A 21,361-nucleotide genomic window follows, 5' to 3' on the forward strand; every position below is an offset into this window, starting at 1 on the left:
AACAAAGCATCACCGGCGCTCAAAGCGTATTCATTGTGCATCATGGGGCGAATGGCGGCGTCCATGCGGTCGGCACATGACGCCGTCGTCAGACCCCGATGCGTTCGATGATCTTCCGGGCCTCGTGCGCGTCGATCGGCATGCTGAAGATGCGGCCCTGCACTTCGGTACAGCCTTCGCCGGTGAGATGCGCGAGCTGGTCCTCGGTCTCGACGCCCTCGGCGATGGTCGGGATGCCGAAGCTGGTGCCGAGCCCCAGGATCGCGCTGACGATGGCGCTGCAGTCGCGGTTGCTGGTGACGTCCTCGATGAACGAACGGTCGATCTTGAGCTTGTCGAACTGGAACATCCGCAGATAGCTCAGGCTCGAATAGCCGGTGCCGAAATCGTCCATCGAGATGCGGACGCCGAGCGCGCGCAACTGGTTCAGCATGTCGAGGTTCTTGTCGGTCTTCTGAAGCAGGACCGATTCCGTGATCTCGATCTCCAGGCGTTCGGCCGGCAGGCCCGAATTCGCGAGCGCGCTGACCACGGCCGGCACCAGGCTGCCGCGCACGAACTGCACGGAGGAGACGTTGACCGCGATCGTCAGCGCGGCCGGCCAGCCGGCCGCCTCGCGGCAGGCCTCGCGCAGCACCCATTCGCCGATCGGAACGATCAGGCCGATCTCCTCCGCGAGGGGAATGAACTCGGCCGGCGAGACCATGCCGCGGATCGGGTGACGCCAGCGCAGCAGCGCCTCGAAGCCCGAGACCTTGCGGGAGCTCAGCGAGATCTGCGGCTGATAGAACACCTCGAACTGGCCGAGGCCCTGGGCGTTGCGCAGGTCGAGTTCCAGCGAGCGCCGCGCCTGGACATGGGCGTCCATGGCCGGGTCGAAGATCCGGAAGGTGCCGCGGCCCTCGATCTTGGCGCGGTACATCGCGAGGTCGGCCGACTTCAGCAGCTCCTCCGGGTCGTCGTCCCCGCCCGATCCGATCACGATGCCGACGCTGGCGCCGATGGTGGTGAGGTGGCCGTGGATCACGCGCTCGCGGCTGGCGATCTCGATCAGCCGGGTCGCCAGGGCGATGGCGCCGTCCGGCTGCTTGTTGCCGACCTGCAATATGGCGAATTCGTCGCCGCCGAGCCGCGCGATCCGGTCCGAGCGCTCCATGACGGCCCGGAAATCCTCGCCGACCGCCTGGAGCAGCATGTCGCCGATCGCATGGCCGAGGGTGTCGTTGACGCCCTTGAAGCCGTCGAGGTCGACGAACAGGATCGCCACCGACTGGCCGGGCTCGTTGCGGACCGCCGCGATGCCGCTGACGAGCTCGTCGCGGAACTGGCGGCGGTTCGGCAGGCCGGTCAACGGATCGTGCAGGGCGAGGAAGCGCGAGCGGGCTTCCGATTGCTGGCGCTGGACGATCTCGCCCTGCAGCTGTTGGTTGATCTCGACGAGTTCGCGGGTGCGCTCCTCGACGCGCTGCTCGAGCTGGTCGTTGACCTGCCGGAGCTCGTTGGCGGCCGAGGCGATCTTGGCCTCGGCACGCTTGCGGTCGACCTGGGCGTTCACCCGGGCCAGCGCCACCTCGAAGTCGACGGGCTTGGTGACGTAGTCGTTGGCCTCGAGGTTCAGGGCCTCGACGACGTTCTCGGATTCGGCCTTGGCCGTCACCATGATCACGGGGAGCTGCAGCGGCGTGTACTTGGCCCGGATCGCCTTCAGCACGGCGATACCGTCGACATCCGGCATCATCACGTCGAGCAGGATCACGTCGTAGCTGTGCCGCTCGATCATCTCGAGGGCGCGGGCGCCGCCATCGGCCTCGGCGACCTCGAAACCGCGGCGCCCGAAGCGGCGCAGCAGGATCGTGCGGTTGTCGGCGATGTCGTCGACGATGAGCAGGCGCGCGGCCTTCTGCGGCTCGCCGGCCGGAGCGTTCGCCAGATAGCTCTGGTCGAACGCAAGATTGTCGCGAAAGTTCATCAGAACTGGACCCCGAGGGCGGCAGGCACGAGAGCGGAAGGCAGACGAGCAGTCGGCAGAAGAGCGGCAGGCGCGAGAGCGTGGTCGGACGCGACGTCGGGCTGGGGCTCGGCGACTTCGGCCGGGATGCAGAAGCTGAACACGGATCCCTTTTCGAGTTCGCTGGTGACGCCGATGCTGCCGCCCATCAGGGTGCAGAGCTTCTGGCTGAGCGCCAAGCCGAGTCCGGTCCCGCCGTATTGCTGGGCGGTCGCGGCCGAGACCTGACGGAAGTTCTGGAACAGGCGGCCGATATCGGTCTGCGAGATGCCGATGCCGGTGTCGCGCACCCGCACGTCGAGCCAGGTACCCGTCGGCTTGCGGTCCATCCGCACCGAGAGGGTGACGCTGCCGTTCCGCGTGAACTTCGAGGCGTTGCTCAGCAGGTTCACCAGGATCTGGCGGAGCTTGGTCTGGTCCGTGTGCATCGTGCCGAACGGCGTCAGCTGCTGGACGGTGAGCGCGTTGCCGTTGGCGTCGGCAAGCGGCTTCACCGTGGCGACGACCTGCTCCAGCAGGTGGCCGAGATCGAAGGTCTCGACGTTGAGTTCGATCGTCTCGGCCTCGATCTTCGACAGGTCGAGCACGTCGACCACCAGCGAGAGCAGGTGGCGCCCGGCGGCGTTGATGCTGCGCACGTCCTTCTGCTTGGTCGCGTCGCTGCCGGGGGGGATGTTTTCGAGGATCAGCTCGCTGTAGCCGATCACCGCATTCAGCGGCGTCCGCAACTCGTGGCTCATCTTGGCGAGAAACACGGATTTCGCCCGGTTGGCGGCGTCGGCGAGCTCCTTGACGATCTGAAGCTGCTCGTTAGCCGCCAGGTAGCGCTCGGTCTCCTTCTCGATCTGCGAGCGCATCGACATCACGTGCGAGTAGTAGATCGCCATCCAGGACATGTAGAGCGTCGCCGAGACGATCGAGATCCAACTCACGATCGCGAGATCGGCCACCGGTACGATCTGCGGGAAGCCGGTACTCAGATAGGCGACGAAGAACACCGTCACGTTGAGCGCGAACAGCCCGACGATCAGCATCTGTTGTTCGGAGAAGTAGAAGAACCCGAGCAGCAGGGCGATGATCAGCCACGGCAGGCAGGGCGAACTCGCGCCGCCGTAATGGTAGGTTCCGAACAGGGCGGTGAAGGCGAGCATCTCGACCGACAGAAAGGCCGCGAGCTTGATGCTTTGCGTATATTTGAGGACGAAGGGCAGCGTCCAGAACAGACACACACAGGCGATGACCGTGTAGCAAGGAAATCCGGGATCGGGATCGGTGCGATAGAGAAACACGCACATCGACTGCGACATCAGCGGCCCGAAGACGTGCGTCAGGACGAAATTGCGCGTGACCGAGAGATCCGAACGCTCGAGATGAGCGGATTGGGGAATGAACCAGTCGACGATGTGCTCGAAGGTGTGTCGCATCGCCACATCCGGGGAATTTCCACCCTGCTAAGTATGAGTTCACACGTTAATTTTCAGTATATCGACCCTCTTGCGTAGATCAGACAGGGCATTAATTAGCCGTAAAACATACCGGAGAGATTGTTGCATCATTAAGCATTCAACAGCATTGTCCAATGCATGCATTCGCCGGCTGCGGCTCGGCGGATCATCGAACGGTTCGATTGCCGTCCTGTCGGAGGTTCGGAAAGTCGACCATGATGGGGAAGCAGACGCTCGAGACGTTCGACCGGTTCGTCGACTGGTTTCTCCATCCGAGCATGGTCGACGACAAGTCGATGCGGAAGCAGGCGCGGCTCTTCCTGCTGAGCCACATCCTCGGGCCGTTCCTCGGCAACGGCGTCGCCCTGGTGCTCTTCCTCGCCGAGCCGGAGCCGGGCTTCGAGGTCGGCGTGATGTTCCTCGCGATCAGCGGCTTCTGGCTGTTCCCGCTGCTGCTGCGCTGCTTCGGCCGGCTCGAACTGCTCGCCCTGATCTCGATCCAGAACCTCACCTTCAGCGTGCTCTGGGTGACGTATTTCTACGGCGGCGCCACGTCGCCGTTCCTGGCCTGGATGATCACCATCCCGCTGCTGGCCTTCTTCTATGTCGGCGACTCCCGGGCGATGCGCCTCGCCATCCTGGTGCTGCTCGGCGTCAACGCCGCCGGGTTCTATGCCGTCTACCACCTGTTCGACGCGCCGGCGCACGGCATCTCGGCGGTGGCCATGCAGCGTCTCGGCCTGCTCTCGACGGCGGCGATCGCGGTCTACGTGACGATGATGGCGCTGTACTACGCCAAGGCGCTGGCCTCGCAGGCCGAACTCGAAACGGTGATGCGCAGCCACAAGGCGACGGCCTCCGCCCTGAAGCAGGCGGCGCTCCAATCCGAGCGCGCGAGCGCCGCCAAGGTCGAGTTCGTCGCCAAGATGAGCCACGAACTGCGCACGCCGCTCAACGCCATCATCGGCTATTCGCAGATGCTGATCGAGGAGGCCGAGGGCGAGGCGGAAGACGAGGATTTCGCCGACCTGCAGCGGATCCAGGGCGCGGGCCAGCACCTGCTCAAGCTCGTCAACCAGATCCTCGAACTCGCCAAGATCGATTCCGGCCGCATGGAGGTCTTCAACGAGACCTTTTCGGTGGCCGAGATCGTCGAGGCCCTTGCCAACGGCCTGCGCGCCAGCGCGGCGGAGCGCGGCAACGTGCTCACCGTCGCCCTCGATCCCGAGATCGGCGCCATCACCGGCGACCGGATGAAGATCGAGAACGCGCTGTCCCAGATCCTGCACAACGCGATTAAGTACACGGAGAACGGGACCATCACGGTCACCGGCGCGCGCGTCGCCGGCCTGCACGGCGAGACCTTCCGGATCGCGATCCAGGATACCGGCATCGGCATCGCGGCCGAGCACCTGCCGAGCCTGTTCGAGCAATTCGCCGTCAACGACGAGCAGACCGCGACGAAGTACGGCGGCACCGGCCTCGGGCTGGCGCTGGCGCGCAAGCTCTGCCGCCTGATGCACGGCGACATCGCCGTCGAGACCGAACTCGGCCACGGCAGCCGCTTCACCCTGACCTTCCCCGTGGAGCCGCCGGCCTCAATCGCCGCGGCGGCGTCCGAGCTCCCGGCACTGCCGGCGCCATCGCAGGATCTCGGCTATCCGCAAGCCGTCGCCGCCTGACACGCGAGGCCGCAGACCATGGCAAAAATCCTGATCGTCGAAGACAACCCGATGAACAGCGACATGCTGTCCCGGCGCCTCGTGCGTCAGGGCTTCGCCACGGTGATCGCCGAGGACGGGCCGAAGGGCGTCGCCATGGCGGTCTCGGAGGCCCCCGACCTGATCCTGATGGACGTGGCGCTCGGCGACATGGACGGCTGGGAGGCCACCACCGCGATCCGCGCCGATCCGCGATCCGCGCAGGTGCCGATCATCGCGCTCACCGCGCATGCGCTGTCGAGCGACCGTGCCCGCAGCATCGAGGTCGGCTGCTGCGATTTCGACACCAAGCCCGTCGACATGCCGCGGCTGCTGGCCAAGATCGCCAGGTGCCTGGGGACCGCCTGAGGCCGTCTCCCGTCAGAGATCGCCGAGCGAGAGTTCGCCCTGTCGCTCGGGCTTCTTCGCCCGCGTCGGCCGCACCCGCATCTCGGGCTTGGCGCGCTTCGGCCGCGGTTTCGGCTCCGCGCGCAGACGCGCCTTGGCCTTGTCGCGGGCGATGGCCTCCGGCGCCTGCGGGTCGTCGGTCAGCCACTTGCCGTGCTTGATCACCTCGTTGACCCGGCCCTGGTTGACCCCGACCTTGAAGGCGATCTCCTGCTGGGTCATCCCCGTCGAGCCGTGCAGTTCGAGGATCGAGCGGGCGAGCTCCGGCGTCATCTTCTGGCCCGTCAGCCGCCGCGCCGGCCGGACGGTCCGGGTGGCGCGGTCGCGGTCCCGCAGGCGCTGCAAGATGGCCAGCGCCATGTTCATGCCCTGCTCGCGCAACGCGTCCTCGAATTCCTTCAGGGTCGCCATGGACGGCTCCTCAGCAGGTCTCGGAAAGGCGCACTGCGGCTTTCCGACAAAAACCTGCGACAACACAAAAACCCACGCCGGCGAGATCGGACGCCTCTCGGCAAACGATCCGGCCCCCGCATGGGTTGCCGCAACATGACAGTCAGAAACCCGCCCGACACCGCACGCAACGGCGCGATCGCGTCATCCACCGGGTTTCGCATCGGCTGCGCGCAAACGCCGCCCGCTTGGCACCCGATCGCAGCCTCGGCTACACCGCTGGCTTTCCCGCGCGAGGTCCCCGCTCATGATCAGCCCGATCCTCCCCGTCAGCAGCGGCGGCGCGGCGCCCGGCGGCAGCCTCGTCGACGCCCTGGAGAGCGGCTCGGTCCTCGTCTTCCGCGATCTCGACTTCCCGTTCAGCCCCTTCGAGCAGCGCTTTCTCGAGCGCCCCTTCGCCGACGGCAAGGCCAAGAACGTCAACATCCGCGGAGCCGACGCCGCGCTGAAGGGCGCGGCCGGCACGGAGGAGGAGCAGGAGGCCTTGCGCCAACTCCTGGTCCGTTATCGCAGCTTCGCCAAGGCGCTGATCGACCGGTACCTCCCCGCCTATAGCGGCACCGTCTCGCTCGCCGGCACCTCGTACCGGCCCTTCGACGTCGACAAGCGCAAGATGAGCTGGCGACGCGACGACACGCGCATGCATGTCGACGCCTTCCCCTCGAACCCGCTCGGCGAGAGGCGCATCCTCCGGATCTTCCGCAACATCAACGCCAACGGCGAGCCGCGCCTGTGGCGGGTCGGCGAGGATTTCGGTGCGATGGCCGAGAAATTCCTGCCGAAGCTGCCCGGCTATTCCGGCCTCAAGGCCAGCGCGCTCGCCGCCCTGAAGATCACCAAGGCCAAGCGCACCGAATACGACCACCTCATGCTGCACCTGCACGACGCCCTGAAACAGGACCTCGCCTACCAGGCCGAGGCCCCGCAGGCGGACGTCCAGTTCAAGCCCGGCGAGACCTGGGTGACGTTTTCGGACCTCGTCATGCACGGCGCCATGGGCGGCAAGTACATGCTCGAGCAGACCGCCTACATTGCGGTGGCGGACCAGGCCGACCCCGAGAAGAGCCCGCAGCGGATCCTGGCGCGGAAGCTGGGGCGGGCGTTGCGGCATTAGTCTCGATCGGATCCTCCGTCATTGCGAGCGAAGCGAAGCAATCCAGGGTCCCATCCTCGACGGTAGCGTGTTGGCCCTGGATTGCTTCGCTTCGCTCGCAATGACGGCAAGGGCACCGAACGATTTAACTTGAACCTTTATGATCGGATCTTTTAACGAACTCTGATCAGTAGAATACTTCCAACATGCTGCGTCTTTGCCTACCGTCATATGAGACCCGATGATGGCTATCGAACTGGAAACGACAGCGATCCTGCCGCCGATGCACCCTGGCGAAGTCTTGCGCGAAGAGTTCATGGTGCCGCTCGGGCTCAGCGCCTACGCGGTCGCCAAGGCTTGCGGTGTGCCCCGCACGCGGATCGAGCGTATCGCCCGCGAGGCGATGGGCATCACGGCCGACACGGCGCTTCGGCTCGGCCGGTATTTCGGCATGGACGCGCAGGTCTGGATCAATCTCCAGGGCCGATACGACATCCTCACCGCGCGCAACGCGATCGGCGAGGATGTGGAGCGCATAGCGCCGCTGGTCAGAGAAGCCGCCTGATCAGGGGGAGCCGGCCTCGCCCTCCGTGAACTCCCGCCACAACAGGATCAGCGCCGCCATTACAGCCGGCCCGACGAAGAGGCCGAGCAGCCCGAAGGTCTCGACGCCGCCGAGGATGCCGAGCAGCACCCAGAGGAAGGGAAGCCGCGTCGTGCCCCCGATCAGCGCCGGCCGCACGAAATGGTCGGCGACGAAGGTGACGACGAAGCCCGCGGCGACCACGACGATCGCCGGCACGAGGTTGCCGTCACCGAGGAGCAGCAGCGCCGCGAGGCCGAAGGCGAGCGGCGCGCCGAAGGGAATCATCGCGGCCACCGCCGTCGCCGCCCCGAACAGCACGGGATGGGGCACGCCGGCGAACCAGTAGACGATGCCGAGCAGGATGCCCTCGCCGATGCCGACGAGGACGAGCCCGTCGACGGTGCCGTGCACGGAGGCCACCATCTGCCGCGCCACCCGCTCGCCGCGCGGGCCGAAGAGGCGCTGGCTGGCCGTCAGGCTCTGCTCGACCACCGTTCGCCCGTCGCGAAACAGGAAGAACAGCGTCAGCAGGGCGAACCCGAACAGCACGATCCGGTGGACGAGGTTCGCGCCGACGGTCTTGGTGAGGTCGCGGTTGGACGCGGTGTTGACGTGCTCCAGCGCTTCCTTGGCCCAGCCGGCATGGGCGAGGTTGGCGTTCCACCAATCCGTCACCGCCTGGGCGCCGAAGGGCAGCCGGGCGACTATGGCCGGGACCGGCAGGCCGGCTTCCTCCGCCGCCTTGGCGTAGTCGAGGAGGTCGTGCGCCTCCCGCGCGGCCTCGACCGCCAGCAAAACCACCGGCACCAGGAAGGCCAGCGCCACCAGGGCCGTGAACAGTCCGGGCCAGAGGATGTTGTGCCTGCCAGGCGGAAACCGGCGTTCCGCCCTGGCGAAAAGCGGCCACAGGGCGATCGCGAGAACCACGGCCCAGACCAGCGCCCGCAGGAAGTCGGACAGGATGTAGAGCCCGAGCGCGAGCAGCGCCGCCGCCAGGACCAGTCGCGCCACGCCCTGCGCCCGCCCGGTTGCCGGATCCGCGGTGAAGGGCCGTTTTTCGGATCTGTCGACCGCCTGCATCGCTTGGCTCCACCCTGCACCCCGTCGTGCCGGGATGGCTCGCTGCATCTAGGCTTTGCCCGGCCGCGACGGAATAAGCACCGGCGGGAAACGTGTGAGCGCCCGATCGGCAGAGCCTCTGGGCCGGTCGTTTCCGGCCGTGCCCCAGGTCCGCGCATCCGGCAAGGTTGCCCGTGCTCCATCGCTTCGTGTAAGGGGTCGCGTTCCTCGCCAGGGCCACCGGGAACCGGCGAAGATCCCCGACCGACGGGCCGAGACACGAGAAAGCGGCGAGCCACGCATGTCCACCGAGTCCGCCACCGGCACGACCGCCACCTTCGACCGCGTCGCCGACATCATCGCCGACACCGCCGACATCCCGCGTGAGAAGATCACGCCGGAGAGCCACGCGATCGACGATCTCGGCATCGATTCCCTCGCCTTCCTCGACATCGCCTTCGCGGTCGACAAGGCGTTCGGCATCAAGCTGCCGCTCGAGCGCTGGACCCAGGAAGTCAACGAGGGCAAGGTTCCGGCCGAAGAGTACTTCGTGCTGAAGAACCTCTGCGCACGCATCGATGCGCTCGTCGCCGAGAAGGCCGCCAAAGTCTGACGAAGCGATTTCGAGCGAAGTGGATCCGGTTCGCGTGAAGAAGTCGCGTCACACGAGAAATGCCAGCTTTCTTCCCGATCCTTCGGGGTCGGGAAGAAAGCTGGCGTAGAGCCTCACATCATGCGGCTCGAATATTTCGAGATGATCGACCAGGTGGTGCGGCTCGACCGCGCCGCCGGCCGGATCGAGTGCGTCGCCCAGGTGCCCGAGGCGAGCCCGGTCTTCGAGGGGCACTTCCCCGGCCATCCGCTCGTGCCCGGCGTCCTGCTCACCGAGACCATGGCGCAGGCCTCCGGCTATCTCGTGCTGGCTCATCTCGACTTCGCGCAGATGCCGTTCCTGATGGCCGTCGACAAGGCGCGGTTCCGCTCCTTCGTCGGTCCTGGCGCGCGACTCGAGATCACGGCGAGCCTGGAGCATGACGGCTCGGGCTACGCGGTGACGAAGGCCGCGATCCGCCACGAGGGCAAGGCGCTCTGCGACGCCGAGCTGCGCTTCCGAACCATGCCGTTCCCCGACGGCCTCGACGCGCCGATGCGCGAGCGGGCGCAGAAGATCGGGCTGCTCGACGGAGCCGGGGCGTGAGCGCGCGAAAGGTCGTCGTCACCGGCATCGGCGTCGTCTCCTGCGCCGGCGAGGGCATCGAAGCGCATCTCGCGGCCTACGAAGCCGGCGAAGCACCGCGCACGGATGCCGAGACCTTCGCGCCCTATCCGGTCCATCCCGTGGTGCCGCTGTCGCTCGACACGCAAATTCCCAAAAAATCGGACCAGCGCCAGATGGAGCCGTGGCAGCGGCTCGGCGTCTATGCCGCCGGTCTGGCGCTCGATTCCGCCGGCCTCAAGGATGACGCCGCCCGCAAGGCCGCGCTCCATCTCATCGTCGCCTCCGGCGGCGGCGAGCGCGATTACGCCGTCGACGGCGCAATCCTCACGGGGCTGCGCGATGCAGCCGATCCCGGCGCCTACCTCAACGAGCACCTGCAGAACGACCTGCGGCCGACGCTCTTCCTGGCGCAGCTCTCGAACCTCCTCGCCGGCAACATCGCCATCGTCCACGGCGTCACCGGCGCCTCGCGCACCTTCATGGGCGAGGAATCGGCCGGGGTCGACGCCCTGCGGATCGCGCAGGCGCGCATCGCCTCGGGCCAGCTCGACGCGATGCTGGTCGGCGGCTCCTATAATGCCGAGCGGGCCGACGTGCTGCTCGTCCACGAGATGGGCGGCTTCCTCCACACGCCGGACTATCGCCCGGTGTTTTCACGCGGCGGTGCGGAGAACGGCGGCTTCATCCTCGGCAGCGGCGCGGCCTTCCTGCTGCTGGAATCGGCCGAGCACGCCGCGGCTCGCGGCGCGAAGGCCTTCGCGGTGATCGATGCGGTCGCCAACGATCGCGTGCGCCGCAAGCCGGGTGCCGTCGCCGAGGCCCTGCCGCGCCTGCTGCGCGAGGCCGGCATCGAGAACCCCGACGTGATCCTGTCCGGCGCCACCGGCGTCGCCAGTCTCGCGGAGGAGGAAGCGCAGGCCCTGAAATCCGCCCTGCCCGACACCCGCATCCGCGCCACCGGCGACGTGATCGGCCATCCGATCGAGGCGGTGCCGCCCTTCGGCGCGGCGATCGCCGCAGCACTCTGTGCGGCCGGCAAGGCCCGCGAGGTCGCGATCACCTCCGTCGGCCACCGAAGCGGCGAGGGCGTCATCCGGGTCACAGCTGCCTGATCGTTCTGAATCACACCGTCATTCCGGGGCCGCGCAGCGGAACCCGGAATCCACCCGTGATGCGCCGCTTCGGCACACCGTCATGCCTAGTCGTAGATTCCGGGTTCGCCTTCGGCGCCCCGGAATGACGGCTAGGGGGAGCGTCGTGCACACTGCGAAAACTTGCGTTAAGGCGATGGCATGAGCGCTTCCTCCACCCGTGACGCCAAGGGCCGCCCGCTCGTCGCCGTGACCGGGCTCGGGATCGTGACGTCGCTCGGCTGCGGCGCGGCCGACACCTGGGAGGCCCTGACGGCGGGGCGCTCCGGCATTCGCACGATCTCGCGCTTTCCCATCGACGGCCTGCGCACCTCCATCGCCGGCACGGTCGACGCCTTCGAGACCGATCCGCTCTGCGCGCCGCTGCTCTCGGAGCGCTTCGCCGAGGTCGCCGCCGAGGAGGCCGTGACCCAGGCCGGGATCGGAGCGGAGTTTCCGGGCGCCCTGTTCATCGCCGTGCCGCCGGTGGAGCTCGAATGGCCGCAGCGCCAGGCACTCGCCCAGGCCTCCGGCGAGACCGGTGACATCACCTATCGCAGCCTGCTGAAGGCGGCCGCCGGCCGGGGCTTCGACGCCTGGCACGACCTGTTCATCTTCGGCACCGTGGCCGATCGCATCGCCGACCGTTTCGGCACCAGGGGTTCGCCGATCTCGCTCTCCACCGCCTGCTCATCGGGTGCCACCGCGATCCAGCTCGGCGTCGAGGCGATCCGGCGCGGCGAGATGAAAGCCGCGCTCTGCATCGGCACCGACGGCTCGGTGAACCCGGAATCGCTGATCCGGTTCTCGCTGCTCTCGGCCCTCTCGACGCAGAACGACAATCCCGAGACCGCCTCGAAGCCGTTCTCGAAGAACCGCGACGGCTTCGTCATGGGCGAGGGCGCCGCCGCCCTGGTGCTGGAAGACGCCGAAGCCGCCCGCGCGCGCGGCGCGAAGATCCTCGGCTACGTGCTCGGTTGCGGCGAGAAGGGCGACGGCTTCCATCGCACCCGCTCGAGCCCCAACGGCGAGCCGGTGATCGCGGCGATCCGCGCGGCCCTCGACGATGCGGGCGTCGGTCCCGACAGCATCGACACGGTCAACGCCCACGGCACCTCGACGCCGGAGAACGACAAGATGGAGGCGCTCGGCTGCGCCGCCGTGTTCGGCGAGCGCATCGCCCGGCTTCCGATCTCCTCGAACAAGTCGATGATCGGCCACACCCTCACGGCGGCCGGCGCCATCGAGGCGGTGGTCTCGCTGCTGACCATCCAGCACGGCCGCATCCCGCCGACCATCAACCACCGCGTGCCCGACCCGTCCCTGACCCTCGACGTCGTCTCGACGGCGCGGGACGCCAAGGTCTCGCGGGTGCTCTCGAACTCCTTCGGGTTCGGCGGGCAGAACACCTGCCTCGTGCTGGCGGACGAGCCGGCATGAGTGAGCCGAAACAGGTCCTCGTCGTCGGCGGGTCCGGCGGCCTCGGCACGGCGATGGTGCGCACGCTCGCCGCGGCGGGGCACAGTGTCAGCTTCACCTACCGCTCGAAGCCAGAGGAGGCGGAGGCGCTCGCCACCGAACTCGGCGCGGCACATCCCGGCGCCGTCTTCGCGGCACACCGCCTCGATCTCGCCGACCGCGACGCGGTCGAGGCCTTCTGCGAGGCGATCGAGGACACGGCCTTTTACGGCTACGTCCACAATGCCGGCCAGTCCGCCGACGCCCTCGCCATGATGCTCGACCGCGACCGGTCGGATCTCGCCATGCAGGTGAACTTCTGGTCGCTGACCCGGATCGCCAAGGTGCTGGTGCGGGGCATGATCCGGGCGCGCTCCGGCCGCATCGTCGCGGTCGGCTCGGTGGCGGCGCTTCGCGGCAACACGGGCAACGCGGCCTATGCCGCCACCAAGGGTGCGATGATCGCCTATTGCCGCACGCTGGCGGTCGAATCGGCCAAGCGCGGCGTCACGGTCAACGTGCTCGCCCCCGGCTTCATCGACACCGGCATGATGGCCTCCTACGCCGCCTATCGCGACACGATGGAGAAGCAGATCCCGGCCGGGCGCTTCGCCGCTCCCGACGAGGTCGCGGCGCTGGCGGCCTTCCTGATGAGCGAACCTGCCGCCTACATCACCGGCGCCGTCCTGCCCGTCGATGGCGGTCTGACCGCGATGATGGGCGTGCACCGCTGATTGTTTCACTCTGTCCCGCAGGGTCCGCGCCCATCGGGTCGTGTCCCCTGCAACCGCCTGCGAACGAGTAGCATTCCTCCCCACAGCGATCGCAACGCGCTCGCGAGCGAGGCCGCAGGAAGAAGGGCGCAGCGATGAATGACAAGCTCATGAAGACGGTGATCGGGGCGATCGTCGCCGTAGGTCTGGCCATCGCCGTGTCCTACGGGCTCATCAGCCAGCAGACCGCCGACAAGGTGCAGACCCAGACGAACGAGGCCCTCTCGGGCAACCAGTCCGGCCAGACGACGGCGCCCCAGCAGCCGGCTCCTGCGCCGCAGAGCCCCACGACCCAGGCACCGGCTCCGAATGCGCCCGCGCCGCAGAATCCTGCACCACGCCCGTGATCGCCGACCTCGAGACCGCGATGCGCCGTCTTCCCCTGCTCGCCGCCGCGGCTCTCCTCATCGGCGCGACCCCGGCCCATGCCGCACCGGAGCCGTTCCGGGTCGAGGGGCTGCCGCGCGGCGGCTTCCTGACCATCCGCGAGGCTCCCGATCCGGACTCTGCCCCCGTGGAGACCATCCCGGTCGGCCGCCGGCTTCTCGGCTTCGGCTGCACCAACGACACGCCGAGCGGCAACACCTGGTGCCGGGTGAAATTCGGCCGCAGCGTCGGCTGGGCGCGGCGGCGGTATCTGACGCCGGATTGAGTTGTTACAGGGTCCTGTCTGCCCCAACGGCTGCGGAACCCGCCACTTGTCATTCCGGGGCCGCGCAGCGGAACCCGGAATCCAGAGCCGCCGGCGCATTCAAACGAACGACCACTGTCCCGAACACAGATGGTGCGTTGGCGGTTCTGGATTCCGGGTTCTCGCCTTCGGCGAGCCCCGGAATGACAGCGGGGAATGCCGAGCCAGCTAAAGTACACGTGCCAAGGACATCCGATGCAAGCCCTCCAACTCTTCGGCGACCGTGACCTGCGCCTGATCGAGGTCGAGGCGCCGCCTCCACCCCCTCCCGGCGAAGTGCAGGTGCGCGTGCGCGCCGTCGGCCTCAACTTCATCGACGTCTGGGGCTTTCGCGGCATGGCCTTCGCCAAGCGCAAGCTGCCGCTCACCGTCGGGGCTGAGGGCGCCGGCGAGGTCGCCGCCATCGGCGAGGGTGTCGAGGGCTTGAAGGTGGGCGATCCGGTCGCGCTCTACGGCGCTGTGACCTGCGGCACGTGCAAGGCGTGCGCGCAGGGCCGTGACAATCTCTGCGAGAATGTCGGCGGGGTTTTCGGCTTTCACATCGACGGGTTTTCGCGCGAACTCATCAACATGCCCGCCCGGCTCTGCGTGAAGGTGCCGGCCGGCGTCGATCACGTCCAGGCGGCCTGCGCCGGCATCGCCTTCGGCACTGTCCAGCACATGCTGTTCGACAATGCCAGGCTGGAGCCCGGCGAGAGCATCCTGGTCCATGCCGGCGGGTCGGGCATCGGCACGACGGCGATCAAGATGGCGAAAGCCATCGGCTGCACGGTCTACACGACGGTCGGCGACGACGCGAAGGGCGAGAAGGCCAAGGCGCTCGGCGCCGATTTCGTCGTCAATTATCGCGAAGAACGCTTCGAGGGCGAGGTCCGGCGGCTGACGAAGCGCAAGGGCGTCGATGTGGTATTCGAGCATGTCGGGGCCGAGACCTGGAACGGCTCGCTGCTCTGCCTCAAGCGCGGCGGGCGGCTCGTGACCTGCGGCTCGACCTCCGGTCCCTCGACCACGATCAATCTGATGCAGTTGTTTCAGCAGCAATACCGCATCACCGGCTCGTTCGGCTGCCGTATCGAAAACATCCGCGACTCGCTCGCGAAGATGGCGGACGGGCTGACGCCGGTCGTCGACACGGTGCTGCCGCTCGCAGACTTCGCTCAGGGGCTCGAACGCCTGGAATCGCGAAAGGTGTTCGGGAAGATCATCGTCACCCTGTGAAACATTGCTTGGGCCGGCACCTCAGGTGTAAAGCCTGACCGCGTCTTCGCCCATCGCCACACCCATGAGCCGCCCGTGCTGCGCCTTGCGCTGATCCTGCAGCGCCATCTGCCCCGCATGGCCGGGCTCGCGACGATTCCGCTGATCCGTGGGCTTTTCCTGATCGCGCGGGCGCTCGGCGCAGATCGCGCCAGCAACACCGGCGCCTGGATCACCCGGAATGTCGGCCCCTGGCTGCCCTCGCACCGGATCGCGGTGGCGAACATCCGCGCCGCCTTCCCCGATCTCGACGAGGCCGGAATCCAGCGCATCGCCCGCGAGGCCTGGGACAACCTCGGCCGCACGGGGGCCGAATACGCCCATCTCGACACCCTGTTCGACTTCGATCCGGACGGGCCGGAAAGGCGCGTTTCGGTGCAGGGCATCGACCAGTTCGTCGCGGTGCGCGACGACGGCAAGCCGGGCCTGCTGTTCTCGGCCCACCTCGCCAACTGGGAGCTGCCCGCGATCTGCGCGGCGAAGTTCGACCTCGAAACCACCGCCGTGTTCCGGCCGCCGAACAACCCGGCCGCGGCGCAGTTCGTCCACGAAGTGCGCCGCAAGACCATGGGCGGGCTTGCGGCCTCGCGGCCCGGCGCCGTCTTCGCGATGCAGGGGGTGATCGAGCGCGGCGGCCATCTCGGCCAGCTCATCGACCAGCATTTCACCCGCGGCGTGGTGGTCGAATTCTTCGGCCGTCCGGTGCTGGCGAACCCGCTGCTCGGCAAGCTCGTGCGCCACCACGAATGCCCGGTCCACGGCGCCCGCGTGGTGCGCCGGCCCGGCGGCCGGTTCACGCTCGAACTCACCCCGGCCCTCGACCTGCCGCGCGACGCCTCCGGGCAGATCGACGTCCAGGGCGCGATGCAGGCGATGACGCGGGTCGTCGAGGGCTGGGTGCGCGAGAATCCGGGCCAGTGGCTCTGGATGCACCGGCGCTGGCGGCCGAACATGCTGCCGAAGCCGAAACCGGCGGCTCCGGTCGCCGCGCCGGCCGCAGCCGTAGAGGTGGCTCAGGCCGGTTCCTGATCCGCCAGATCGTCGAGGAACGTGATGATCGGCGGTTCCGCCAGCCACGTTTCGTAACGGCGATAGACCGCGCGGGTGTACTCCTGCGCGTGGTGCGTCTCGAAGGCTGCGGCATCCCGCCAGCGCTCGTAGAGGAACAGGCGCGGCGAGCCGTCGGCCGCCCTGTGGATCAGGAAGGTCTCGCAACCGGGCTCGGCCCGGGTCTGCGGAACGATTCCGAGGACGGCGGCGCACGCCGCGTCCATGTGCTCCGGCTTTACACGGACTTCGGCGACGGCGACGTAGCTCATGCAATCGGTCCTCTGCAGGTGGCCACGGCCCGGCTCATCGCGCGGCCGTCAGCTGATCCATTCGCCCCTGCGCATCACCGGAACGGCGCGTCCGTCCGGTGCGAGGCCGTCCACGTCGATCTCGGCCGAGCCGATCATCCAGTCGATGTGAATCAGGCTGCGGTTGGCGCCGCGCGCCGCGAGGTCGTCTTCGCTCAGGCCCTCGCCGCCGTTGCGGAAACACTTGGAATAGGCTTGGCCGAGCGCGATGTGGCTCGCGGCGTTCTCGTCGTAGAGCGTGTTGTAGAATAGCAGCCCCGAGGCCGAGATCGCCGAGGAGGCCGGCACCAGGGCGACCTCGCCGAGGCGCGCGGCGCCCTCGTCCGTGTCGAGCACGCGGGCCAGAACGTCGTTTCCGGTCCGGGCGCTCGCCTCGACGATGCGGCCTTCCCGGAAGGTCACGCGGATGCCGTCGATCAGCGTGCCCTGGTAGGAGAGCGGCTTCGTGCTCGTCACATGGCCCTCGACCCGCGCCTTGTGCGGCGTGGTGAAGACCTCTTCGGTGGGGATGTTGGCGTTGCAGACGACGCCGTTCTTCGCGGTCGTCGCGCCGCCGCACCATTCGTGATCGTCGGCGAGGCCCACCGTCAGGTCGGTGCCGGGGCCGCGGAAGCGGAGGGCCGCGAAGCGGTGGCCGTTGAGCCACTCGGTGCGGCTGCGGAGATGGGCGTTGTGGGCGTCCCATGCGGCGACCGCATCGAGCCCGTCGACGCGAGACGCCGAAAAAACTGCGTCCCAGAGCCGGGCCAGCGCCTCGTCCTCTGGCAGATCCGGAAAAACCGTGCGCGCCCAGGGGAGCGTGGCGGCCGAAACGATGGTCCAGTTGGTGGAGAAGCCCGCGATCAGCTCCAGGGCCGGCAGATAGGCCTTCGAGCGCGCTCGGTTGGCGCGCGAGACCTTGTCTGGATCCTGACCGGTGAGGAGGGAGGGATCGTCGCCCGAGATGGCGAGGCGGGCGGCACCGTTGCGGTAGGCATCGGCCATGCCGTTGAAGAGCCAGCCGGCCGCCGTGTCGAAGGCCTCGCTGCTGGCGTGGCTGAACCGGGCGAGCGTCGCGACGTCGTCCGTGTAGAGCGTGGTGACCAGAGAGGCGCCGGCCTTATAGGCCTGCGCGGTGATCGCCCTGGCCAGACCCACCGATTCGAGGGGCGCGGTGAGGATCAGCTCCTGCCCCGGCCGCAACCCGAGCCCGACCTTGACGGCGACCTCGGCCAGCCTGTCGAGGCGCTCGGAAAAGCTCAGGGCGGCATCCTGCGCCCCGCGAACGGCCACGGTCATCTCGATTCCCTCACCCGATCGAAGGCCTCAAGATCGGGCGACGGCGGTGCGGTTCAAGCCGCGCGCGACCAGGTGATGTCGCCGAGGTTCTCGCGGAAGGCGAAGCGCAGGAGGTGGTCGGCGACGACGTTCTCGAGCCGCGTCAGGCCGGCGGGATCGGGCGTCGCGACCTTCATCACGAGGGCGTCGGCGCTCGCCTCGAAGGTGCAGATGCGGTCTTCACCGAACGGCACGACGCCATGGTCGCTGGTCGTCTCGACGGGAAACTTGTGGCTCCAGTGCCGGCAGAGCTGCGTCAGGTAGCGGCTCGCTTCGGAGGTAGGCACCCGTGCCTGTGAGGTCGGCATCGAAATAGTTCCTTCTTCGCGTGGTGCGGTTCAATGTTCGAACGGAATATGGGAACGAAACGCAGTGTCCGGCATGTCAGTCGAGCCGGGCGACATTGCGGCGCACCCTAGAGCGCGCAGCGGGGATTGTGGATCGGCCATCGATCGGGTCTGCGGCACTCCCCACATCTCGGCGGCAAGGGCTCCGAGCCTCATCGTTGCCGAAGGCGGTGCCGAAACCGTTAAGCCTGTGTCACCCATCGCCTCGACCTCCAGGTCTGGGGAAGGCTGCAGCATGCCCGGACGAACGCCGTGGACCGAATCCGATGGCGCAGTGCAGTAGCCGATTATGCCTCCGGTTTGTGCGCTGCACAACAGCCGTCGTCGCGGCAAAACACGGAGACGGTGTGCTGTTGCACCTTTCGCGCAGCCTCGGACCGCGGCGGTCCTTCCGGAATGCGGCGCGTACCCGCGGCGCCCGCCTGCCTGTACAACGCCGTCACAGCCTCGGCGCCGGGTGCCAAACGGCAAAACGCCCCGGCCGGATGGCCGGGGCGCCCGTCATGGAACGTGCGAAACGCCGAAGGCTTACGCGGCCTGCTGGACCGAGCCCTCGATGGTCGGCTGGCTCGTGGGCGTACTGCCCGCGATCTCGATCCGACGGGGCTTCTTGGCCTCCGGGACCTCGCGGACGAGCTCGACATGGAGCAGGCCGTGCTCCAGCGAGGCGCCGGTGACCTGGACGTAGTCGGCGAGCTGGAAGCGGCGCTCGAAGGCGCGGGCGGCGATGCCCTGATGCAGGACCTCCGCCTTCCCTTCGACGGGCTTGCGCTCGCCCTTGATGGTCAACGTGCTCTCGCGCGTCTCGATCGACAGATCGGATTCCGTGAAGCCGGCTACCGCGACCGTGACGCGATAGGCGTTCTCGGCAGTCCGCTCGATGTTGTAGGGCGGATAGGTGGGGGCCTGCTCGGCACTGACGAAACCGTCGAGGGCGGCGAAGAGCCGGTCGAAGCCGACGGTGGAGCGGTAGAGCGGGGCGAGATCGTACTGGCGCATGACATATCCTCTCGATGAGCAACATGTAGACTGGGTCGGTCCGCCCGAGGGCCGGACCGTCGCGCCGCCGCAGCGGCCGGCGCACGATTGATATCGGGACGGTTTTTCACGGCTTCAAGAGTTTTCGCACGCACGCTCGGCAAGGCCCCATTCTCGGAAGTTCCCATTCGACGATGCTGACGCTCAAGCCCACGCCCGGGAACCCGGTCCCGCCCGGCGCGACCCTCATTCCCGTCAGGACGGCCGACGGCCTGACGCTGCGGGCTGCCCATTGGCGGCCGCTGACCCGCACCGAGAAGGGCACCGTCTGCCTGCTCCAGGGCCGGGCGGAGTTCATCGAAAAATACTACGAGCCGATCGGCGAGCTGCGCCGGCGCGGCTTCCACGTCGTTGCCTTCGACTGGCGCGGCCAGGGCGAATCCTCGCGGCAGGTGAGCGACGCCCACAAGGGCCACGTCGCCCGCTTCGACGATTACCGCCTCGACATGGCGGCGATCGCCGAGACCGTGCTGGTGCCCTCGACGCCGGAGCCGCATTTCGGCCTCGCCCATTCCATGGGGGGCGCCATCGCCTTCACCGGGGCGCTGGAGGGCTGGCTGCCCTTCGCGCGGCTGGTGACGGTGGCGCCGATGCTCTCGATCCGGATGGTCAAATATCCGCTCGCCGCCTCGCTGCTGTCGCGCGGGCTGCACCGCCTCGGGCTCGGCAAGGCCTACATCCCGTTCGGCAGCGCGGTCTCGATCGCGACGAAGCCCTTCGCGGGCAACCGGCTCTCGGGCGATCCGGTGCGCTACGCCCGCAACGCCGCTGCCGCGCAGGAGGTCGGCGCGGGCGCGGTGGGCGATCCCACCATCGCCTGGCTCGCCTCGGCCTTCCGCGCCATGCGCCGCCTGCGCGATCCGCGCGTCGCCCCACGCATCGAGATGCCGGTGCTCGTCGTCGGAGCGGGCGCCGACCCCGTCTGCGGACTGCCCACCACCGAGCGCTTCGCCGGACGCCTGCGCGCCGGCCACCTGATCGTGCTGCCGGGCTCGCGCCACGAGATCCTGACCGAGAGCGATGCGATCCGCGCGGATTTCTGGGCGGCCTTCGATGCCTTCATCCCGGGCCATACCCGGTTGGAGAGCGGCACGGCGCGGCAGTCCGTCTCCGAGCCAGCCTGAGAGACCGAGCGAGGAGCGGCGTATGGACAGGCGCGACTTCACGGCTGCAGCCCTCGCCGCAGCGCTGTTGCCGAGGCATGCGGCGGCGCTGGCGGCTCCCGCCTCGGCGCCGGAGGCCACCACCGCGATCGCCATGCTGCTCTATCCCGGCATGACGGCGCTCGACGTGGTCGGTCCGCAGGAAGTGCTGGCGGGCCTGACCGGCGGCACCCTCCACCTCGTCGCGAAGAACATCGGACCCGTGGAGAGCGACACCGGGCTCGCGATCGTCGCCACGCACGACTTCACGACCTGCCCACGCGACGTCGCGGTGCTGTTCGTGCCGGGCGGCGACGGCACGCCGGCGCAGATGCGCGATGCCGATACCCTCGGCTTCCTGCGCGACCGGGCCGCCCGTGCGGCCTGGATCACCAGCGTCTGCACCGGATCGCTGATCCTCGGCGCGGCGGGCCTGCTCGACGGCTATCGCGCCACCTCGCACTGGTGCGTGCGCGACGCGGTGCTGCCGCTGCTCGGCGCGATGCCCGTCGACGCCCGCGTGGTGTTCGACCGCAACCGCGTCACGGGCGCCGGCATTTCCGCCGGGCTCGACTTCGCCCTGGCACTCGCCGCCCGGCTGAAGGGCGACTCCTACGCGCAGACCGCCCAGCTCGTCGCCGAATACGCCCCGCAGCCGCCTTTCCATGCCGGCACGCCGGCTGACGCCGGCCCCGAGATCACTCGGGCGGCCGGCGCGATTCTGGCGGAGTTGGTCGAGGGTTCGCGCAAGGCTGCCGAACGGCGCTGAAGGCGCAGCTTTACCGGGGACGGCGGCCGGCGGATCGCAGGGCAATCCTGGCAGGACCCTTGCGCCGACGGTTTTTTGAACGCCTGATCGTGCCTGACGAAACGGCGGTTCGG

Annotated in this window: 23 protein-coding genes; 15 read left to right on the top strand and 8 right to left on the bottom strand. The window is 68.2% G+C overall.

All coding sequences use genetic code 11. The annotated features are described in order from the left end of the window. Window positions 1-88 precede the first annotated feature (88 nt). Window positions 89-1,969: a putative bifunctional diguanylate cyclase/phosphodiesterase gene (locus MHA02_RS03880; RefSeq protein WP_210245050.1), complete on the bottom strand. Its 1,881-nt coding sequence runs from the start codon at window positions 1,967-1,969 to the stop codon at window positions 89-91. Next, window positions 1,969-3,432 (bottom strand): sensor histidine kinase, encoded by a 1,464-nt coding sequence (locus MHA02_RS03885; RefSeq protein ID WP_147076709.1) that lies wholly within the window; start codon window positions 3,430-3,432, stop codon window positions 1,969-1,971. The genes MHA02_RS03880 and MHA02_RS03885 overlap by 1 nt, the downstream gene beginning before the upstream one ends. A gap of 236 nt (window positions 3,433-3,668) precedes the next feature. Here MHA02_RS03885 and MHA02_RS03890 point away from each other — a divergent pair, with 236 nt between their 5' ends. Continuing rightward, a complete protein-coding gene (locus MHA02_RS03890; RefSeq protein ID WP_210245051.1) occupies window positions 3,669-5,135 on the top strand; it encodes a sensor histidine kinase in 1,467 nt (488 codons plus the stop codon). An 18-nt stretch (window positions 5,136-5,153) separates the two neighbouring features. Further along, the gene (locus MHA02_RS03895; protein ID WP_147076712.1) at window positions 5,154-5,522 is read left to right on the top strand and encodes a response regulator; all 369 of its coding nucleotides are present in this window, start codon (window positions 5,154-5,156) and stop codon (window positions 5,520-5,522) included. A gap of 12 nt (window positions 5,523-5,534) precedes the next feature. On the opposite strand, the gene MHA02_RS03900 is transcribed toward MHA02_RS03895, so the two are convergent. Further along, a complete protein-coding gene (locus MHA02_RS03900) occupies window positions 5,535-5,972 on the bottom strand; it encodes an RNA polymerase subunit sigma-70 (RefSeq protein ID WP_147076714.1) in 438 nt (145 codons plus the stop codon). Window positions 5,973-6,258: 286 nt separating this feature from the next. Here MHA02_RS03900 and kdoO point away from each other — a divergent pair, with 286 nt between their 5' ends. After that, complete coding sequence (gene kdoO, locus MHA02_RS03905) at window positions 6,259-7,125, top strand: Kdo hydroxylase KdoO (RefSeq protein WP_147076716.1); 867 nt, start codon at window positions 6,259-6,261, stop codon at window positions 7,123-7,125. Between the two features lie 223 nt (window positions 7,126-7,348). Beyond that, window positions 7,349-7,669 carry a HigA family addiction module antitoxin gene (locus MHA02_RS03910; RefSeq protein WP_147076829.1) on the top strand — a complete coding sequence of 107 codons (321 nt, stop codon included), beginning with the start codon at window positions 7,349-7,351 and terminating at the stop codon, window positions 7,667-7,669. Here MHA02_RS03910 and MHA02_RS03915 read toward each other — a convergent pair whose 3' ends face one another. Then, entirely contained in the window at window positions 7,670-8,770 is a 1,101-nt protein-coding gene (locus MHA02_RS03915; RefSeq protein WP_147076718.1) for an AI-2E family transporter, read from the bottom strand. A gap of 280 nt (window positions 8,771-9,050) precedes the next feature. Between MHA02_RS03915 and MHA02_RS03920 the strand changes: the two genes are divergently transcribed. The 9 genes from MHA02_RS03920 (at window position 9,051) to MHA02_RS03960 (ending at window position 16,306) form a co-directional block, all read left to right on the top strand. Then, a complete protein-coding gene (locus MHA02_RS03920; protein WP_147076720.1) occupies window positions 9,051-9,362 on the top strand; it encodes an acyl carrier protein in 312 nt (103 codons plus the stop codon). A gap of 120 nt (window positions 9,363-9,482) precedes the next feature. Further along, on the top strand, window positions 9,483-9,947 hold the full coding sequence (locus MHA02_RS03925; RefSeq protein WP_147076722.1) for a 3-hydroxyacyl-ACP dehydratase FabZ family protein: 465 nt from the start codon (window positions 9,483-9,485) through the stop codon (window positions 9,945-9,947). After that, window positions 9,944-11,080: a beta-ketoacyl-ACP synthase gene (locus MHA02_RS03930; protein ID WP_147076724.1), complete on the top strand. Its 1,137-nt coding sequence runs from the start codon at window positions 9,944-9,946 to the stop codon at window positions 11,078-11,080. The genes MHA02_RS03925 and MHA02_RS03930 overlap by 4 nt, the downstream gene beginning before the upstream one ends. A gap of 180 nt (window positions 11,081-11,260) precedes the next feature. Next, on the top strand, window positions 11,261-12,538 hold the full coding sequence (locus MHA02_RS03935; protein WP_147076726.1) for a beta-ketoacyl-ACP synthase: 1,278 nt from the start codon (window positions 11,261-11,263) through the stop codon (window positions 12,536-12,538). Further along, window positions 12,535-13,290 (top strand): SDR family NAD(P)-dependent oxidoreductase, encoded by a 756-nt coding sequence (locus MHA02_RS03940; protein WP_147076728.1) that lies wholly within the window; start codon window positions 12,535-12,537, stop codon window positions 13,288-13,290. The genes MHA02_RS03935 and MHA02_RS03940 overlap by 4 nt, the downstream gene beginning before the upstream one ends. 134 nt (window positions 13,291-13,424) lie before the next feature. Then, entirely contained in the window at window positions 13,425-13,676 is a 252-nt protein-coding gene (locus MHA02_RS03945) for a hypothetical protein (protein ID WP_147076730.1), read from the top strand. A gap of 20 nt (window positions 13,677-13,696) precedes the next feature. Continuing rightward, window positions 13,697-13,981, top strand: a complete 285-nt coding sequence (locus MHA02_RS03950) for an SH3 domain-containing protein (RefSeq protein WP_147076732.1) — start codon at window positions 13,697-13,699, stop codon at window positions 13,979-13,981. 234 nt (window positions 13,982-14,215) lie between these two features. After that, entirely contained in the window at window positions 14,216-15,238 is a 1,023-nt protein-coding gene (locus MHA02_RS03955) for a zinc-binding dehydrogenase (protein ID WP_147076734.1), read from the top strand. A gap of 75 nt (window positions 15,239-15,313) precedes the next feature. Continuing rightward, window positions 15,314-16,306: a lipid A biosynthesis lauroyl acyltransferase gene (locus MHA02_RS03960; RefSeq protein ID WP_147076736.1), complete on the top strand. Its 993-nt coding sequence runs from the start codon at window positions 15,314-15,316 to the stop codon at window positions 16,304-16,306. On the opposite strand, the gene MHA02_RS03965 is transcribed toward MHA02_RS03960, so the two are convergent. The 4 genes from MHA02_RS03965 to MHA02_RS03980 form a co-directional block, all read right to left on the bottom strand. After that, entirely contained in the window at window positions 16,291-16,596 is a 306-nt protein-coding gene (locus MHA02_RS03965) for a putative quinol monooxygenase (protein WP_147076738.1), read from the bottom strand. The genes MHA02_RS03960 and MHA02_RS03965 overlap by 16 nt on opposite strands. A 48-nt stretch (window positions 16,597-16,644) precedes the next feature. Next, complete coding sequence (locus MHA02_RS03970) at window positions 16,645-17,913, bottom strand: aminopeptidase (RefSeq protein WP_147076740.1); 1,269 nt, start codon at window positions 17,911-17,913, stop codon at window positions 16,645-16,647. Between the two features lie 53 nt (window positions 17,914-17,966). Continuing rightward, window positions 17,967-18,260: a DUF2218 domain-containing protein gene (locus MHA02_RS03975; RefSeq protein WP_147076742.1), complete on the bottom strand. Its 294-nt coding sequence runs from the start codon at window positions 18,258-18,260 to the stop codon at window positions 17,967-17,969. Window positions 18,261-18,827: 567 nt separating this feature from the next. Further along, window positions 18,828-19,298, bottom strand: a complete 471-nt coding sequence (locus MHA02_RS03980) for an Hsp20 family protein (protein ID WP_147076744.1) — start codon at window positions 19,296-19,298, stop codon at window positions 18,828-18,830. A 173-nt stretch (window positions 19,299-19,471) separates the two neighbouring features. Between MHA02_RS03980 and MHA02_RS03985 the strand changes: the two genes are divergently transcribed. Both MHA02_RS03985 and MHA02_RS03990 read left to right on the top strand, forming a co-directional pair. Continuing rightward, window positions 19,472-20,461, top strand: coding sequence for an alpha/beta fold hydrolase (locus MHA02_RS03985; protein WP_147076745.1), 990 nt, complete (start codon window positions 19,472-19,474; stop codon window positions 20,459-20,461). Window positions 20,462-20,483: 22 nt separating this feature from the next. Continuing rightward, on the top strand, window positions 20,484-21,248 hold the full coding sequence (locus MHA02_RS03990; protein WP_174804645.1) for a DJ-1/PfpI family protein: 765 nt from the start codon (window positions 20,484-20,486) through the stop codon (window positions 21,246-21,248). The last annotated feature ends 113 nt before the right edge of the window (window positions 21,249-21,361 follow it).

The sequence above is a fragment of the Methylobacterium haplocladii genome (assembly GCF_007992175.1).
GTDB lineage: Bacteria > Pseudomonadota > Alphaproteobacteria > Rhizobiales > Beijerinckiaceae > Methylobacterium > Methylobacterium haplocladii.

Coding starts and splice junctions, on each gene's coding strand:
- MHA02_RS03985 (WP_147076745.1), top strand. CDS start 19,472: ATGCTGACGCTCAAGCCCACGCCCGGGAACCCGGTCCCGCCCGGCGCG.
- MHA02_RS03880 (WP_210245050.1), bottom strand. CDS start 1,969: ATGAACTTTCGCGACAATCTTGCGTTCGACCAGAGCTATCTGGCGAAC.
- MHA02_RS03970 (WP_147076740.1), bottom strand. CDS start 17,913: ATGACCGTGGCCGTTCGCGGGGCGCAGGATGCCGCCCTGAGCTTTTCC.
- MHA02_RS03920 (WP_147076720.1), top strand. CDS start 9,051: ATGTCCACCGAGTCCGCCACCGGCACGACCGCCACCTTCGACCGCGTC.
- MHA02_RS03940 (WP_147076728.1), top strand. CDS start 12,535: ATGAGTGAGCCGAAACAGGTCCTCGTCGTCGGCGGGTCCGGCGGCCTC.
- MHA02_RS03935 (WP_147076726.1), top strand. CDS start 11,261: ATGAGCGCTTCCTCCACCCGTGACGCCAAGGGCCGCCCGCTCGTCGCC.
- MHA02_RS03890 (WP_210245051.1), top strand. CDS start 3,669: ATGATGGGGAAGCAGACGCTCGAGACGTTCGACCGGTTCGTCGACTGG.
- MHA02_RS03885 (WP_147076709.1), bottom strand. CDS start 3,432: ATGCGACACACCTTCGAGCACATCGTCGACTGGTTCATTCCCCAATCC.
- MHA02_RS03980 (WP_147076744.1), bottom strand. CDS start 19,298: ATGCGCCAGTACGATCTCGCCCCGCTCTACCGCTCCACCGTCGGCTTC.
- MHA02_RS03900 (WP_147076714.1), bottom strand. CDS start 5,972: ATGGCGACCCTGAAGGAATTCGAGGACGCGTTGCGCGAGCAGGGCATG.
- MHA02_RS03955 (WP_147076734.1), top strand. CDS start 14,216: ATGCAAGCCCTCCAACTCTTCGGCGACCGTGACCTGCGCCTGATCGAG.
- MHA02_RS03950 (WP_147076732.1), top strand. CDS start 13,697: ATGCGCCGTCTTCCCCTGCTCGCCGCCGCGGCTCTCCTCATCGGCGCG.
- MHA02_RS03990 (WP_174804645.1), top strand. CDS start 20,484: ATGGACAGGCGCGACTTCACGGCTGCAGCCCTCGCCGCAGCGCTGTTG.
- kdoO (WP_147076716.1), top strand. CDS start 6,259: ATGATCAGCCCGATCCTCCCCGTCAGCAGCGGCGGCGCGGCGCCCGGC.
- MHA02_RS03925 (WP_147076722.1), top strand. CDS start 9,483: ATGCGGCTCGAATATTTCGAGATGATCGACCAGGTGGTGCGGCTCGAC.
- MHA02_RS03895 (WP_147076712.1), top strand. CDS start 5,154: ATGGCAAAAATCCTGATCGTCGAAGACAACCCGATGAACAGCGACATG.
- MHA02_RS03945 (WP_147076730.1), top strand. CDS start 13,425: ATGAATGACAAGCTCATGAAGACGGTGATCGGGGCGATCGTCGCCGTA.
- MHA02_RS03975 (WP_147076742.1), bottom strand. CDS start 18,260: ATGCCGACCTCACAGGCACGGGTGCCTACCTCCGAAGCGAGCCGCTAC.
- MHA02_RS03965 (WP_147076738.1), bottom strand. CDS start 16,596: ATGAGCTACGTCGCCGTCGCCGAAGTCCGTGTAAAGCCGGAGCACATG.
- MHA02_RS03910 (WP_147076829.1), top strand. CDS start 7,349: ATGGCTATCGAACTGGAAACGACAGCGATCCTGCCGCCGATGCACCCT.
- MHA02_RS03915 (WP_147076718.1), bottom strand. CDS start 8,770: ATGCAGGCGGTCGACAGATCCGAAAAACGGCCCTTCACCGCGGATCCG.